This is a genomic window from Nostocoides veronense (assembly GCF_039531185.1).
Classification (GTDB): domain Bacteria; phylum Actinomycetota; class Actinomycetes; order Actinomycetales; family Dermatophilaceae; genus Nostocoides_A; species Nostocoides_A veronense.
In genome coordinates this window covers 39,479-54,173 of sequence record NZ_BAAAPO010000042.1, presented here as the reverse complement: position 1 = coordinate 54,173, position 14,695 = coordinate 39,479, and the positions used below count along the sequence as shown (strand labels likewise).

The 14,695-nt window shown below is 71.4% G+C and carries 16 protein-coding genes and 1 pseudogene; 5 read left to right on the top strand and 12 right to left on the bottom strand.

Going from position 1 to position 14,695, the window contains the following annotated elements:
* From ABD225_RS13195 to ABD225_RS13145, 11 genes are all read right to left on the bottom strand, one after another.
* The gene (locus ABD225_RS13195) at window positions 1-150 is read right to left on the bottom strand and encodes a hypothetical protein (RefSeq protein ID WP_344086168.1); all 150 of its coding nucleotides are present in this window, start codon (window positions 148-150) and stop codon (window positions 1-3) included.
* A 9-nt stretch (window positions 151-159) separates the two neighbouring features.
* Window positions 160-1,806, bottom strand: a complete 1,647-nt coding sequence (lnt, locus tag ABD225_RS13190) for an apolipoprotein N-acyltransferase (RefSeq protein ID WP_344086165.1) — start codon at window positions 1,804-1,806, stop codon at window positions 160-162.
* A gap of 219 nt (window positions 1,807-2,025) precedes the next feature.
* Entirely contained in the window at window positions 2,026-3,012 is a 987-nt protein-coding gene (ccsB, locus tag ABD225_RS13185) for a c-type cytochrome biogenesis protein CcsB (protein WP_344086162.1), read from the bottom strand.
* Window positions 3,013-3,014: 2 nt separating this feature from the next.
* Window positions 3,015-4,520, bottom strand: coding sequence for a cytochrome c biogenesis protein ResB (resB, locus tag ABD225_RS13180; protein WP_246169325.1), 1,506 nt, complete (start codon window positions 4,518-4,520; stop codon window positions 3,015-3,017).
* Between the two features lie 200 nt (window positions 4,521-4,720).
* Window positions 4,721-5,410 (bottom strand): DUF305 domain-containing protein, encoded by a 690-nt coding sequence (locus ABD225_RS13175; RefSeq protein ID WP_344086157.1) that lies wholly within the window; start codon window positions 5,408-5,410, stop codon window positions 4,721-4,723.
* Window positions 5,410-6,048, bottom strand: a complete 639-nt coding sequence (locus ABD225_RS13170) for a thioredoxin-like domain-containing protein (RefSeq protein ID WP_344086153.1) — start codon at window positions 6,046-6,048, stop codon at window positions 5,410-5,412. Before ABD225_RS13170 ends, ABD225_RS13175 begins: the two co-directional genes overlap by 1 nt.
* Window positions 6,049-6,078: 30 nt before the next feature.
* Window positions 6,079-6,825, bottom strand: a complete 747-nt coding sequence (locus tag ABD225_RS13165) for a cytochrome c biogenesis protein CcdA (protein ID WP_149203536.1) — start codon at window positions 6,823-6,825, stop codon at window positions 6,079-6,081.
* Complete coding sequence (locus ABD225_RS13160; protein ID WP_344086147.1) at window positions 6,822-7,370, bottom strand: TlpA family protein disulfide reductase; 549 nt, start codon at window positions 7,368-7,370, stop codon at window positions 6,822-6,824. Before ABD225_RS13160 ends, ABD225_RS13165 begins: the two co-directional genes overlap by 4 nt.
* 124 nt (window positions 7,371-7,494) lie before the next feature.
* The gene (locus tag ABD225_RS13155) at window positions 7,495-7,890 is read right to left on the bottom strand and encodes an ArsR/SmtB family transcription factor (protein ID WP_344086144.1); all 396 of its coding nucleotides are present in this window, start codon (window positions 7,888-7,890) and stop codon (window positions 7,495-7,497) included.
* 87 nt (window positions 7,891-7,977) lie between these two features.
* Window positions 7,978-8,238: a signal peptidase II gene (locus ABD225_RS13150; RefSeq protein WP_425564423.1), complete on the bottom strand. Its 261-nt coding sequence runs from the start codon at window positions 8,236-8,238 to the stop codon at window positions 7,978-7,980.
* An 85-nt stretch (window positions 8,239-8,323) separates the two neighbouring features.
* The gene (locus ABD225_RS13145; RefSeq protein ID WP_344086141.1) at window positions 8,324-8,713 is read right to left on the bottom strand and encodes an ArsR/SmtB family transcription factor; all 390 of its coding nucleotides are present in this window, start codon (window positions 8,711-8,713) and stop codon (window positions 8,324-8,326) included.
* A gap of 140 nt (window positions 8,714-8,853) precedes the next feature.
* On the opposite strand from ABD225_RS13145, the pseudogene ABD225_RS13140 reads away from it, so the two are divergent.
* Window positions 8,854-9,446: pseudogene (locus tag ABD225_RS13140) on the top strand (cadmium resistance transporter).
* A gap of 114 nt (window positions 9,447-9,560) precedes the next feature.
* On the opposite strand, the gene ABD225_RS13135 reads toward ABD225_RS13140, so the two are convergent.
* Window positions 9,561-9,950 (bottom strand): heavy metal-responsive transcriptional regulator, encoded by a 390-nt coding sequence (locus tag ABD225_RS13135; RefSeq protein WP_019285885.1) that lies wholly within the window; start codon window positions 9,948-9,950, stop codon window positions 9,561-9,563.
* A 98-nt stretch (window positions 9,951-10,048) separates the two neighbouring features.
* Here ABD225_RS13135 and merA point away from each other — a divergent pair, with 98 nt between their 5' ends.
* The 4 genes from merA to ABD225_RS13115 all read left to right on the top strand — a co-directional run bounded on the left by merA (window position 10,049) and on the right by ABD225_RS13115 (window position 14,638).
* Window positions 10,049-11,437, top strand: coding sequence for a mercury(II) reductase (merA, locus tag ABD225_RS13130; RefSeq protein ID WP_048700091.1), 1,389 nt, complete (start codon window positions 10,049-10,051; stop codon window positions 11,435-11,437).
* A 372-nt stretch (window positions 11,438-11,809) separates the two neighbouring features.
* Window positions 11,810-12,409, top strand: coding sequence for a recombinase family protein (locus tag ABD225_RS13125; protein ID WP_048699889.1), 600 nt, complete (start codon window positions 11,810-11,812; stop codon window positions 12,407-12,409).
* 4 nt (window positions 12,410-12,413) lie between these two features.
* A complete protein-coding gene (locus ABD225_RS13120) occupies window positions 12,414-13,823 on the top strand; it encodes a Mu transposase C-terminal domain-containing protein (protein ID WP_344086129.1) in 1,410 nt (469 codons plus the stop codon).
* Window positions 13,820-14,638 carry an AAA family ATPase gene (locus tag ABD225_RS13115; protein ID WP_013882285.1) on the top strand — a complete coding sequence of 273 codons (819 nt, stop codon included), beginning with the start codon at window positions 13,820-13,822 and terminating at the stop codon, window positions 14,636-14,638. The genes ABD225_RS13120 and ABD225_RS13115 overlap by 4 nt, the downstream gene beginning before the upstream one ends.
* Window positions 14,639-14,695: the final 57 nt, after the last annotated feature.

The window sequence follows — 14,695 nt, the reverse complement described above, 5'->3', positions numbered from 1 at the left end:
TCACGGGACCGCAGCATCGGACGTTGTCGACACCGCGGTGGTGGTCTTCTCGACGATGTCCTGGCCGAGCCGTATCCCGGTGTAGGCCGCGACGGCCATCAGCACGAGGAACCCGACGATCAGGCGCCACTCCAGCCACGAGGGCCACACGCGGGTGACTCACACCCGGCCCGGCACCCGCAGGGCTCGCACCCGCTGGGCCCGCACCCGCAGCGTCGGGGCGTGGTCGTCGGCCGCGCGGAGCCGCCGCGGGAAGGGGCGGCGGCTGCGGTCGCGGCCGGGTCGTCGACTGCCTGCCAGCGCACCGCTGACGACAGCGGCCGCCGCCAGGACGTAGACGGCCGTCTGCGGCGTGGTGCCCAGTCGCGCCGCCGGGGTGAGCGTGGTGCGCAGCGGGAGCGAGGCGATGAGCTCCTCATCGGTGAACAGACCGGTCCGCGCCACGACCGTCCCGTCCGGCATGATCATCGCGCTGACGCCCACGGTGGAGACCTGGACGGTCGACCTGCCGTGCTCCACCGCCCGGAAGCGGGACATCGCCAGCTGCTGGGTCGACTCCGGGGTGCGCCCGAACGAGGCGTTGTTGGTCGGGATGACGATCAGCTCTGCCCCGTCGAGGACCCCTTCGCGGATGAGGTCTGCGTAGGCGACCTCGAAGCAGATCCCGGTGGCCAGGCGCACGTCACGTCCGAGCGCGTCGATCCACACGTCCATGACGGCGGGGTCGCCGCCGGCTGCCATGTCCGTGGCGACCCGGTCGACGAGCGGAGTGAGCTGGCGGAAGAATGCGCGGAAGGGGACGTACTCCCCGAAGGGGACCGGGTGCTGCTTGGCGTAGGCGTCGCCACTCCCCGCACCGGCGGTCCAGGAAATGATCTCGTTGTAGCGGATGTCCTGCCCGTCGGGGAACCGCTGGGTTCCCAGCAGCAGTGGGGCGCCGACCGCTGCGGCGGCGCGGTCCACGGTCGAAGCCTGCGCCAGGTCGGTGCGGGGGTCGATGTCGGCGGCACTCTCCGGCCACACCACCAGGTCCAGCTTGCGCCTTCCGGCGGTCGCCGCGAGCCGCTCGGTGCCTTGGGCGTGGTTGGCCGTGACGTCGCGGGCCTGCTCGGCCCAGTCGGCGCCCTGCTGCGGGACGTTGCCCTGGACGGCGCCGACCAGCAGTGAGCCGTTCTCCGGGCCGGCTGTCAGGGGAAGCCGGCCCGGGGCGCCGGCCAGGAGCACCGCGGCGAGCAGCGCCCGAGTCGCGGCGATAACCGCGGTGCGGCGCAGGTACTGCAGCGCCAGCGCGATCAGCGCCCCCGTCACGGCGACGAACGCGGAGACCAGGACCTCCCCTCCGTAGGGCGCGAGACGTAGCAGGGGCGCCTCGGTCTGGGAGAACGCCAGGAAGCCCCACGGGAAGCCCCCGAAAGGCCAGGAGCCGCGGACCTGCTCGATGGCGACCCACAGCACGGCTGCGGTGACCGCCTGGGCCAGCGGGCGACCGGTGAGCCAGACGGCCCTGCGCGCGTAGGTCCACAGCGCGCCGAAGCCGGCGACGTACAGCGCCTGGAACACGCTGAGCGCGACCCACGGGAGCGCCGATCCGGTGGCCTGCACTGCCCAGTGGACCAGCGGCAAGAAGAAGGCCAGCCCCCAGACCAGGCCGATGCCTGCGGCGCGGACCAGTGACGCGCCGCGCATCGCGAGCAGCAGGCACGCCATGCCGGCGTAGGCCAGCGGCCACCATCCCCGGTCAGGAAACGCGAGACTCGTCGCCCAGCCACCCACGCCTGCTCCGACCAGCACCAGCCCCGGCGGCATGAGGCCAGGCAATGAGGCGCCACCGTTGCGGCGTCGCGCATTCACGCGCTCGACCTCCTGCCGGGGCGACCCGGCGCGGACACGAAGCTCCCCGCCGGCCGTACGAGCTGGACCGGGCCGCGTGTCCGACAAGGAAGGCCGTTCGGGCCCCGTGCTCACCCGGCGCCTCCCGATGGGTCGTCACGCACCTGCCGGGCGCACATCGGCGTCGGCCGGTCCTCAGACGCCGGCATAGGAATGCAGGCCCGTGATGAACAGGTTGACGCCGACGAAGTTGAACCAGAAGGCGGCGTACCCGGCCAGGGCCAGCCACCCGGCCTTCCTGCCGCGCCACCCGGCGGTGGACTGTGCGTGCAGGTAGGCGGCGTACAGCACCCAGGTGATGAAGGCCCAGGTCTCCTTGGGGTCCCAGCCCCAGTACCGGCCCCAGGAGTCCTCGGCCCAGATCGCGCCGGCCAGCACGGCGAACGTCCACACCGGGAAGGCGAACAGGTGGGCGGTGTGGGCGAGGCGCTCCAGGGTGGCGGCAGCCGGCAGCCGGCCGGCGTAGCCGCGGGTCGCCTGCCCGCCGGCGTCGCGCGCGTCGGCGCGTCGGCGCAGTAGGTACAGGCCGGTTGCGGCGGCGCCGACGGTGAAGACGCCACCGGCGATGATCGCCGCCGCGACGTGGATGACCAACCAGTACGAGTTCAGCGCCGGGACCAGGTCCCCGGCGGGGGTGTAGAGCACCGTCACGGCCAGGCCCAGGCACAAGGTGACCAGAGCGAGGACCCACACACCCAGGTCACGCACCGGCTGGCGGCGGCGCAGGAACACCAGGTAGGCGGACGTGGCGGCCAGTGTGGCGGCGGTCGTGAACTCATACATGTTGCCCCACGGCACCCGGCCCGCCGCGAGGCCCCGGGAGACGACTCCGGCCAGGTGCAGCGCGAACGCGAGCGTGGTCAAGGCGGCCGCGATCCGCTCCGTGCGACGCGCGGCTGCATCGCGGATCGCGGGCCGGGCCCCAGCGGTCGGCGGCTGCGGGTCGCGAACGGCGGCATGGGCGCCGGCGGCGACCGCCTCGAGGCGAGGCGCGTCCTCAGGCACCGGGTGCGACCGGCGGGCCGCCTGGTAGGCGTAGGCGAGCATCGCCAACGCATAGACCGCGATGGCGCTGTAGATGAGCCGGTCGCTCAGCTCGGCCAGGAGGTTGGGGGTGGGCATGTTCAGTCCTCTCGGTCGTGCGGGGAAGTGCCGCTGCCGCCCGGTTCGGCGCCCGGCAGGGCGGCGAGCAGCGACGAGAGCTCGCCGGGGACCGGCTCACGTCGGGTCAGTGCGTAGCTGGCTGCCTCGACAGTCGCGCCGCCGCCGCCAGCCGCTGCGGTGACACGGACCCAGACCCGGCGTCGGCGGACGGCCAGTGAGACCGTCAGGCCCAGCAGGAGGGCGACCGCGGCGACCAAGGAGAGCTCCTTGCCGGGGTCGTGGGCGATCTGGAAGTTTGCGAACCGCGAGACCGACTCGAACGTCAAGGTGCCCTGCCCGTCGGGCAACGTCATCGACTCACCGGGTCGCAGAGCGCGCGCGAACGGCTCGTCCCCGTCCATGACCTGGCTCAGATTGGTCTTGTCCAGGCGGAAGACCGACTGCGGTGCGCCGTCGCCCAGGCCGAGGTCACCGGTGTATGCGGTCAGCAGCAGCTGGGGATCGACCAGGTCCGGGTAGAGCGATCGAGGGCCGGCCGCGGGGTCGACGGAGGCGGTGGGCAGGAAGAACCCTTCGAACCCCAGCTGCGTCGGCTGCCCGTCCGGGACCTTGATCACGCCCTCGGAGGACAGGTTGCCGTCGAAGGGCACGAACACCACCGGCCCGGAGAACACCGTCTGACCGCGGCCATCGGTGACGCTGACCACCGGGGCGTAGCCGTGGCCGGTGAGGAACATCTTGGTGCCCTCCACCTGCAGCGGGTGGTTCACCTCGACGGTGACCTTCTCCGCGGCGCCGCCGGGGGTGCGCAGCACAGTCAGGTCGGCCTGGAAGTCCCGGGCGCTGCCGCGTTGGGGGCCGGCCGTCTCGAACCTGGCAGTGAAGTCGTCCAGCGTGACCGAGAACGGGCTCAGGCCCTCGGCGTCAGTCAAAGGCCCCGGGGTGAACTCGTCGTACTGCAGCCGCGTGTTCGTGAAGGAAGCACCCTCCACGACGATCACCCGCCCCTCGAAGCCGAAGAGCGACCCGATCGCGACGCCGAAGAGCAGGACCAGGAGTGACAGGTGGAACACCAGGTTGCCGGCCTCGCGCAGGTACCCCTTCTCCGCCCGCACGGAATCGTCCTCGACGACGACGCGGAACCTCCGGGCCCGCAGATGGGAGGCGGCTGCCTGCAGGATCTGCGCCCGCTCCGCGGCCACGGTCGCACGACGGTGGTCGTCCAGGCGCGCGAGGTTGGTCGGTGCCCGTGGGGGTTCGGCGCGCGCCGACTGCCACAGGCGCGCCGCGCGTGGCAGGACGCATCCAGTCATGGAGACCATGAGCAGCAGGTAGATCGCGGCGAACCAGGGCGAGGAGTACACCTCAAAGAACCCGAGGCGGTCCAACCACGGGCCTACCACCGGGTTGTCAGCCAGGAAGCGGGTCACGGCGCCGGGGTCGAACGCGACCCCGCGCTGGGGAAGCAACGACCCGGGCACGGCGGCCAGGGCCAGCGCCAGCAAGAGCAGCACCGCGGTCCGCATGGACGTCAGCGTCCGCCACGCCCACCTGGCCCATGCCACCAGCCCCTGCTCCGTCGGGCGCGGTGGCACCGCCATCACCCCAGGGCGAGCCGCCTCCTCGAGACGGTGGCTGAGCGCAGTGTCCTCGAGCGTGTCCCCGGCTGGCCGGGATGCCGCTGCCCCGGCGACGGCGTTACCGGGCAAGGCGCCGATTGGTTCGGTCACCGGCCCGCAGACCCGGCTTCCCGCGCGTCGAGCATGTCGTTGAGTACCGCGAGCTCGGCGGTCTGGGAGCCAACGATCGCCTGGGCCAGACGACGCACGTCCTGGTACTGGACCAGGTCGAGGGCCTCCTGAGCCATGGCCACGCCGCCTTCATGGTGCGCCACCATGAGCCGCAGGTACAGAACCTCAGCGTCGAGCCCTCCTGCCTGGGCGAGCCTGCCCAGGTCCTCATCGCTCGCCATCCCGGGCATCACCGCGTCGGGTCCCGGCGCCGCGGTCGCGTCAGCACGGTTGTCCATGGACCCCATGCCGGAGCCGGTCTCGCTCATCCACTGCATCGGAGCGGCCAGGCTGGCCTGCGGAAGGTCCCACTGCTCCAGCCAGCCATACATCTGCCCAGCCTGCTGCTGCTGGGTCAGCATGATGTCCAGCGCCAGCGACCGGACCTCGGGATCCTCCGTGGCGTCACGCACCGTCGTGGACATCTCCACCGCCTGGGCGTGGTGCGCCTGCATGTCGCGGGCGAACCCAGCCTCGGCTGACCCCTCGGCCGGCCGCGAGACCCGGTCGCCTCCGCTGGTGAGGGCCGAACCGGCGACCAGGCCGGCGACCCCCACAACGGCGGCCACCAAGATCACCACCGCAACGGTCGGGACCCTGCGCGGCGCGCCAGCGCTCTCGCTCATCACGCGTCCACCCCACCCGTGCACGGCGCACCCGGCTCCGGTGTCTGCTCACCCTGCTGGTACTTGACCAGGAACTGCTCCAGGCGCGGGTCATCCGCCGTTCCCAGCGCCAGCTGGGTCCCCCAGGCGCTGGCCACCACCGGCTGCTCGGGCAGGCCATCGAAGGGGCTGAGCAGCACGTACGCGTTGCCGTCGGCCAGCTCGGCGAGCCGCTGCACCTGCTCGGCCGGCAGGTCCGAGCTGTAGGTGATCCACACGGCACCGTGCTCCAGGGAGTGGACCCCGAGCTCGTTGGCGATCGGCTCGGTGTACGTCCCGCAGTTGGCCCACACACCCGCTTGGTCGCCACCGACGGGCGGCGTCTGGTCGTACCGCACCGGCTCCTGGACATGGCTGGCCGACAGGTCGCTGAAGGTCGCAACGCCTTCGATGTCCCCCGACGCTGCCTCAGTGACTTCGGCGGCGCGCTGCTGCCCGCCGACGAGCACGACGGCCGTCGCTCCGATGAGGACCCCGGCCACGAGCACGCTCGTGCCGGTGATGACCGCCGTGCGGCGGCGCTCGGCGCGCCGCTGCTGCTCGCGGATCTCGGCCAGCCGGGCAGCGCGCTCGGCCGCTTCGTGCTTACGGGTTGCCATCAGTGGAGGCCTTTCGCTCGTCGACGTCGTTCACAGGACGGTGGTGTAGCCCGAGATCGTGGACTGCAGGCCCCGCATCAGGTGGTCCCACACCCCGGTGGCCAGCAGCAGACCGGTGGTGATGAGCATGACCGCACCAGCGCGTTTGATCCCCACGGTGTGCCCACGTGCCCACTGGGTCGCCGTCAGTGCCCGCCGCATGCCCAGACCGACCGCGATGAACGGAAGACCGAGCCCGGCGGCGTAGACCGCGGCCAGCGTCGCCCCGCGCCCGGCGCTGGCCTCGGTGAACGCCAAGGTCTGCACCGTGGCGAGAGTCGGACCCAGACACGGTGTCCAACCCAGCCCGAAGGTGACCCCCATCAGCGGGGCGCCGACCAGGCCCGACTTAGGACGCAGCCGCGGCAGCATCTGGCGCTGGGACCGGGGCAGCCAGCCGGCGAAGACCAGACCCATCACCACGACCACGACGCCCAGGACACGGGTGAGCACCGCTTGCGAGGACTGCAGCGTCGCACCAAGACCGCCGAAGAGGGCGCCGTAGGCGACGAAGACCGAGGCGAACCCCAGGATGAACAAGGCAGTACCCTTCACCACCGGACGTCGCCGCGTCGCGACGCCCTCATCGAGCAAGGGGCCGCCAGCGACGTAGGACACGTACCCGGGCACCACGGGCAGCACGCACGGGGACACGAAGGAGACCAGCCCCGCCAGGGCCGCGACGGCCATGGCCGCCAGCATCGGGCCGGTCGCGACCAGGTCTTGGAGCACGCTCACGACGACGTGGCGGGCTCGGCCAGGACCGTGTCCAGCAGCGCGGTCAGGGTCGACTCCTGCACCGCGCCGAGGACGCGCGCCGCCGGCCTCCCGTCCCGGTCCAGGAGCAGGGTCACCGGGACCCCGGCTCCGGGGAGGTGATCGGCCAGGCTCAGCAGGGCCTTGCCATTCCTGTCGTCGATGCTCGGGTAGATGATCCCGTAGCTCTCCTCGAACGCGATCGCCGCGGCCGGATTGTCGCGCACGTTGACCCCGACGAACCGCACCCCCTGGTCCGCGTACGCAGCCGAAGTGGCGGCAAGGATCGGCGCCTCCTCCCGGCACGGCGCACACCACGAACCCCACACGTTGATCACCACGACGTCGCCGCGCCATGCGGCGATGTCGATCGCCTCACCAGTCAGCCCGGTTCCCGACAGTGCCACCGGTCCAGCCCGGTCCTCAGGTGCGTACTCCGTCACCGTCCTGCTGCCCGCAGTCACTGAGGACCCCCCGAGCGCCGCGCCTTGGCCCGCCGACAGGAAGCCGGTGAGCTGGACCGCCACCACGCCTCCAGTGACGAGGACCAGGACCAGGACCAGGAGGATCACCCGCGGGCCGGTCAGTGGCCGGCGCGGCCGTGCCCGTGCGGGCGATCCCTGGACCGGAGGTCCGCCGGCCGCGGTCGGCTCATCCACGAGCGGTGATCAGCTCGGACGGCTCCGCCCACAGACTCTCACCCGATGCGGCGACGCCCAGGGCGTCCAGTAGCGCCGCGCCCTGGGAGGTCAGCCGGCACATGACCAGCTTGCCGTGCCGGCGGGAGGTCACCAGGCCGGCGCGGCGCAGAACGCGCAGGTGGTGCGAAACCAGATTCGGCGCGGCGCCGACGACCCACGCCAGATCGCAGACGCACAGCTCGGCCCCGAGGGCCAGGGCCGTTGCCGTGCGAAGGCGCACCGGGTCCGCCAGTGCCTTGGCAGTAACCGCCATCGCCTGGGAGCGGTGCGCCTTCGGCAGGGCTGCGCGGACCGACTCGGCGCGCGCCACGTCCAGGCACAGCAGGTCGCACGCCTCGGCCGTCATGCGGTCATGGTAGCGAGCGTTGATGTGAGCACCGGCCGCCGATCGTGCTGGTGGCCACTACCGACGCGAGGCCCGCGCGAGTGCCACTCACCCGATCCCGCTCGTGCCGTCCCCGCTCGGTGTTGCGGGTGTCGGGTGGCGCAGGGTGACCAGCACCAGCAAAGCGACGCCGGTGACGATCGCGGTGTCGGCGATGTTGAAGGTCGGGAACCACCCGCTGTGCAGGTAGTCGGTGACCACCCCGTCCCCAGCCCGGTCCACGACGTTCGCGATCGCCCCACCCAGGACCAGGGCGAGGGCAGGCAACCGCCCGCGCGAAAGAGCGGCGCCGGTCCGCCAGGCGACCACACCGACCGCAGCCGCTCGGCCTCGTGCTCCTCGGCTTCCTCGCCGCCGGGGGTGGTCTCGTCGTCGCTGCAGCCGCAGGCGTCGCTCATCGTGCACTCTCCTTGGCGATCGGGTCAGAGGTGGTGGGACTTGCGTAGGTGGGGCACAAGGCCACAGCGTTGCCGGTCGCGGCCAGCAGGCCCTCGGCCACAGCGAGAAGGTCCATCAGCTCCGGGCGGGTCAGGTGGGAGACCGACGCGCGTCCCTGCGCGCGGTAGTCGACCAACCCGCAGTCCCGCAGGCAGGCCAGGTGTGAGGACACGGTGGACTGGCTCAGGCCCAGCTCGGTGCACAGGTCCACGACCCGCGCCTCGCCCCTCGCCAGGCGGCGCACCAGCGCCAGGCGCGTCGGGTCGCCCAGGCCTCGGAGCAACGCCCCTGCGGGCGCGAGCTCGGCCCGGCCACTTACATCAGGACTTGCGGTGATCATCGGCATGGGTCGATGCTAGCGCCTATCGGGTGTGGGTTCGACCCGGTCGGGCTCTGGAGGCTGCTGTGTCCGATCTATCGGCCGCCCCGGCCACAGCCGCGAGTAGCGCGCGGGCCTCGCACCGCAACCAACCGAAAGGCCCCTCGATGGACTTGGCCGTAGCCGTCCTGCAGGCCGTCGGTCTGTTCCTCGTGACCAACATCGACGACATCATCGTGCTCTCACTGTTATTCGCCCGCGGCACCGGCGCCCCAGGCACCACCGCCGAGATCATCGCCGGGCAGTACCTCGGCTTCGGCGCCATCCTCATCGCCTCCGTCCTGGTCGCACTCGGCGCCAACGCCTTCCTGCCTGAAGACGCCATCGCCTACTTCGGACTCATACCCCTGCTCCTGGCCTCTACGCCGCCTGGCGGGCCTGGCGTGGCCGCGACGACGACGGTGACGACCCGGGCAAGGCCGTCGCCGTCTGGACCGTCGCAGCGGTCACCTTCGCCAACGGCGGCGACAACATCGGCGTCTACGTCCCGGTCTTCCTCACCGTCGGCCCCGCCGCGACCGCCGCGAACGCCGTCGTGTTCCTCGCCCTGGTCGCCGTGCTCGTCCTGGCCGCCAGGTACGTCGCCACCCGACGACCCATCGCCGAAGTCCTCGAACGCTGGGAACACGTCCTGTTCCCCCTCGTCCTGATCGGACTGGGCATCGTCATCCTCCTCGAGGGCGGCGCCTTCGGGCTGTAGAGCCGTTGGCCGTTCCCGGTGGCGGCGGAGAAGGTCATCGTCGGCGGGCGATTGCCGGTCACGGTTCTCGGCCGCCCCCTGGCCTGCTGCCGATGCGCGGACGGCGGTCGCGGCTCAGAGGTACCGACAGACGTCGGTCGGGTCGCAGGCCCCGGGGTCAGGTGCGGCGGCGGCGTCTCGCAGCTCGGTGACGTTCTCGCGCAGCGCCTGAAGGTCCGCGATCTGGCGGTCGAGCTGGTGGACGCGGCTGTCGAGCAGCTGGCGGACGTGGTGGCAGGGCGCCGCACCGGCGTCTCGTACGTGCAGCACCTCTCGGATCTGCGCCAGGGTCAGGCCGGCGGCCTGACCACGGCGGATGAAGTTCAGTCGCTGGAGGGTCGCGGGCTCGTAGTCGCGGTAGCCGGTGGTGGTGCGCTCGGGCGCCGGGAGGAGCCCTGCCTGTTCGTAGTAGCGCAGCGTCTTGGTCGTGGTGCCGCTCGCCTGGGCCAGCTCTCCGATACGCACATCGCCTCCAGCTGCCGAGCCTACCGGCCTTGACCTTCCAGTGCGCTAGAAGGTCCAGGCTGGCGCCTGGAGCAGGACCGACGACGAAGGGATCTGGCATGAGCGCGGGCTATGACGTGGACCTGGCGGTGGTCGGCTCCGGTGGTGCGGCGATGGCGGCTGCGATCACCGCTCGGCAGACTGGGCACACCGTGGTCCTGATCGAGCGCGGCGTTCTCGGTGGGACCTGCGTGAACATCGGCTGCGTGCCGTCCAAGACGCTCCTGGCGGCCGCCGGCGCCCGACACTCCGCCCTGACCAATCCCTTCGACGGCGCTCCCACGTCCGCAGGTGGCGTAGACCTACGAGCGCTGGTTCACCAGAAGGACGAGCTCGTCGAGCGCATGCGCAGTACGAAGTACGCCCACGTCGCCGCCGCCTATGCGTTCGAGGTCGTGCCTGGGCACGCCAGGTTCCTCGATCGCGACACGCTCGCGGTCGACGGCGAGCCGCTGCGCGCCCAGGCGTACGTGGTGGCCACCGGGGCCGCGCCGGCGGTGCCCGAGCTGGCGGGTCTGGACAGCGTGGACTGGTTGACGTCGACGACGGCCATGGAACTCGAGCAGGTGCCGAGGTCCCTGGTGGTGATCGGTGGCGGCTACGTCGGGCTCGAGCAGGCGCAGCTCTTGGCCCGTCTCGGTGCGAGGGTGTCCCTGGTCGGGCGCGTGGCCCCCCGGGCCGAGCCGGAGCTGGCCGAACGCCTGCGTGCGGTCTTTGCCGAGGACGGCATCGGTGTCCTCGAGGAGCACGCCGTCGCCGTCTCGGTCGACGGAGGCGAGGTCGTCGTACGGGCCGCCTCGGGTGCTGCCGTCCGCGCAGAACGGCTGCTGATCGCCACCGGTCGCACGGCCCGCACCGACGGGCTGGGGCTCGCCGCAGCCGGCGTCGACGTCGACGAGCGGGGTTTCGTCGTCACGGATGAGTTCCAGCGCACGACCAACCCGCGCGTCTACGCCGCAGGCGACGTGTCCGGTGCCCCGCAGTACGTCTACGTCGCCGCCGCCGCAGGCCGCGCCGCCGCCACCAACGCACTGACCGGCCCGGACGGTCCTGGGGCGCGGGTCGACTACACCGGCCTGCCCACCGTGGTCTTCACCAACCCCCAGCTCGCCTCGGCCGGGCTGAGCGAGAAGGAGACCCTCGAGCGCGGCCACGACTGCAGGTCCCGAGTACTGAACCTCTCAGAGGTCCCGCGCGCCCTGGTCAACCGCGACACCCGAGGGGCCGTGAAGATCGTCGCCGACGCCACAACAGGCAAGGTCCTGGGGGTGCACGCCCTCGCCGACGGTGCCGGCGAGATCATGCTCGCCGCGACCTACGCCATCAGAACCGGCATGACGGTCGACGACCTCGCAGACACCTGGGCGCCCTACCTGACCATGGCCGAGAGCCTGCGGATCGCCGCAGGGCTGTTCCGCAACCATTTGCCGACGTCCTGCTGCGCCTGACCGGTCCAGCGCCCTCGACGCCCCCGCTATCATTCCGGCCGCGCTATGTGCTGACCGCACCAAACCCGGCACTGTCGCTCGCGACCCGGATGCTGTGGCCAGCTTCGGCCCCATGCCGCCGAGCTCAGCCACACGCCCGGTTCTACACCTGGCGGCGGCTGGGCGCTCTGGGCCGCCCGCCGTTCCGCGCTGAGCCGAACCAGGCGCTGCCGCCGACCGTCTCACGCCATCGCCGGAAACGAACGTTTCCGCTACACCGGAGTCGAGATTCCGGTGAGGTCTGACATCGACCCGGATCGTGTAGCGGAACTCAGTGCCGAAATCTACGGTTCGGAACTTCCCGGTGGGGATGAGTTTCGCTACGCTCGACCGGTGGGGCATCTGCTGGGGTACGCGCGCGTGTCCACCGCTGATCAGGACGCGGCGTTGCAGATCGACGCCCTGAATCGGGCGGGGTGCTACCGGGTGTTCGTCGACACGATCTCCGGATCGCTGCAGCAGCGCCCCGAGCTGGACAAGCTGCTCGACCAGCTGCGTCCAGGGGACACCCTGGTGGTGTGGCGCCTGGATCGGCTGGGCCGGTCGATCCGGCACCTGATCGACCAGCTGCAGGTCCTATCCGACCGCGGCGTGGGGTTCCGGTCCCTGCAGGAGACGATCGACACGACCTCCCCAGGAGGACGGTTGGTCTTCCACGTCTTCGCCGCCCTGGCCGAGTTCGAGCGCGACCTGATCCGGGAGCGGACCAACGCCGGCCTGGAGGCCGCCCGCGCACGGGGCCGCACCGGTGGGCGCCCCTCGGCGCTGTCCGGCGACCAGGTCCGGGCGGCCCGGCGGATGTATGAGCAGAAGGACATGACGGTCGCCCAGATCGGTGAGGTGCTCGGGGTTTCCCGCACCACGATCTACCGGGCCCTGAACCGCCCACCCGCTGCGCCGGCCTCGCCGCGACGAGCCACGAGCGCCGTGTAGCAACGTGGATGCGGGCGGGCGGTGGCAGATCCTGCGGCTGCATGTCGAGGACCAGGTCCCGCTCGCCGCGCTGGCCCGGCATCACGGCCTGGGTGTGCGCACGCTGGAACGCTGGCACGCCCGCTACCGCGCAGGCGGCCTGGCCGCCCTGGACCGGACACCGCGGGCGGACGTCGGCGGGCACCGTCTGCCGGCGGAACTCGTCACGCTGATCGAAGGGCTGGGCCTGACCCGGCCCCGCCCACCAATCGCCGCGATCCACCGGACGGTGGTGAAGGTCTGCGCCGGCGCCGACTGGCCGGTCCCGTCCTACGGCGTCGTCCGCTCGATCATCACCGCCCTGGACCCCGGCATGGTCACCCTCGCCCTTGAGGGACCAGGCTCCTACCGGGACAAGTACGAGCTCGCGGTGCGCCGGGCGGCGGACCGGCCCAACGCGATGTGGCAGGCCGACCACACCCTGCTGGACATCGTGCTCGTCGGCACGGATGGCAAGCCGGCCCGGCCGTGGCTGAAAGTCGTCATGGACGACTGCTCGCGCGCGATCTGCGGGTACATGGTCTTCTTCGGCGCGCCGGCCACGATGAACACCGCCTTGGCGTTACGGCAGGCGATCTGGCACAAGAGCGACCCACGGTGGCCGATGTGCGGGATCCCCGAGGTGCTCTACGTCGACCATGGGTCGGACTTCACCAGCGACCACCTGGCCCGCACCACCGTCGACCTGCACATCCGCCTAATCCACTCCGCCGTCGCCCGACCACAGGGGCGGGGCAAGGTCGAGCGGTTCTTTGGAACCGTCAACACCGAGTTGCTCACCACCCTGCCCGGACACCTCCACCACGGTGCCGGGCGCTGGCCGGCGCCGGCCCTGTCCTTGGCCGACCTGGACGGCGTGGTCGGGGCGTTCGTCCTGGACTACAACGACCGCACCCACAGCGAGCTCGGCATCTCGCCGCGGGCGGCGTGGATCGCCGACGGGTGGCTGCCACGCACCCCCGACAGCCTCCAGGCTCTGGACGGGCTGCTGCTCAGCGTGGCCCGATCCAGAACGGTGCGCCGCGACGGCGTCCACTTCCAGGGCCTGCGCTACGTCTCCCCGACCCTCGCCGGCTTCGTCGGGCGCCCCGTGGTCATCCGCTACGACCCCAGAGACATCACCGAGATCCGCGTCTTCGACCACGACCAGTTCCTGTGCGCCGCCGTCGACCAGGACCACCACGGGCGCCAGATCAGCCTCAAGGAAGTCCAGGCCGCCCGCAACGCCCGCCGCCGCGCGCTGCGCCGAGGCATCAACGAGCGGATCGCCATGGTCGGCGCCCACACAACCGACCCCCGTGCCAGGCCACTGCCGCCACGGACCCCAGCCTCGGGCCCGGTGAAGCTCAAGGTCTACAAGGAGGACCTACGGTGAGCGAACGCTTCATCGTGACCAAGGAGCACCGCCGCTTCACCGAGTTCGCCGACTCCGTCCGGCGAGGGCGCACCATCGGGCTGTGCTTCGGACCGGCCGGGGTCGGCAAGACGGTCTCCGCCCGCCGCTACGCCCACTGGGACCAAGCCCACGAGTTGGTCACCGCCTGGGGCCCACGCAGCGACGACGACGCCAAGGTCTACGCCGCCCTGGCCAAGAACCGCACCGCCCTCTACACCCCCGGGGTCCTGACCACCCCGCGGCTGCTACGCGAGGACCTGGACCGGATCATCACGCGCACCAGCATCTGCATCCAGCAGCACCTTGAAGCCCCGGGCCGCGCCCCTGTGGACCGGGGCGGCGCCCGGCGCACCACCAACTACGTCCAGCTCGTCATCGTCGACGAGTCCGAACGTCTCAGCCCCACCGCGCTCGAGCTCCTACGGGACCGCTACGACCGCGACCAGATCGCCCTGATCCTCATCGGCATGCCGGGCCTGGAGAAGCAGTTCAGCCACTACCCCCAGTTCTACAGCCGCGTCGGGTTCGCCCACCAGTACCGCCCCCTGAGCAACGACGAGCTCCTCTTCGTCCTGCAACGCCACTGGCGCACCCTCAGCAAGACTCTCAACCCCGACGACTTCACCGACGCCCAGGCCATCGCCGCGATCAGCCGCATCACCCGCGGCAACTTCCGCCTCCTGGAACGACTCTTCCCCCAGATCGAACGCGTACTGAGAATCAACGAGCTGCAGACCATCACCAACGACGTCGTCGAAGCCGCCGCGAGCACCCTCGTCATCGGGGTCGAGTGAGCCCGCCAGGAATCGGCTGCCGCAGGCCGCCACCTACCGGCGAAGGTCACAACCTCA